1 protein-coding gene is annotated in these 354 nt (G+C 56.5%); it reads right to left on the bottom strand.

Features of this window, described 5'->3' with window-relative positions; genetic code table 11:
• On the bottom strand, window positions 1-354 hold a 354-nt coding region (locus HBA93_RS19500; protein ID WP_221724395.1), incomplete at both ends, for a hypothetical protein.

Raw genomic sequence — 354 nt, 5'->3', positions numbered from 1 at the left:
AAGCTGATATTGCCCGAAAGGACGCAGCGAAAGCGCGGTGAACACGGCCAGATGCTGCAACAGATCGGCCTCTGACATTTCGAGGAAATATGTCCACCAATCGGCAGGGCGCGGCGGCAAGCTGCTGCGCAAGTCTTGTCTGCGCTGCTCGATTTCGATCAGGGGTTTCATATTCTGGTTCTGGATATGGCTTGCGGCATCGGCCTTTTCTGCTTTGAGGGTGCTGGCGCTGACGGAGGCATACATTCCAAAGAATGTTGCCGCCTGGCTGTGAACGGTGATGGCTAGGGCAACATGGGCATTGCTGCACAGATCAGCCGCGATCGCTGCGGTTCTGACCGCTGCGAGTTCATT

Source organism: Ochrobactrum sp. SFR4, from assembly GCF_019730395.1.
GTDB lineage: Bacteria > Pseudomonadota > Alphaproteobacteria > Rhizobiales > Rhizobiaceae > Pseudochrobactrum.
This window is presented reverse-complemented; position numbering and strand designations above follow the sequence as displayed.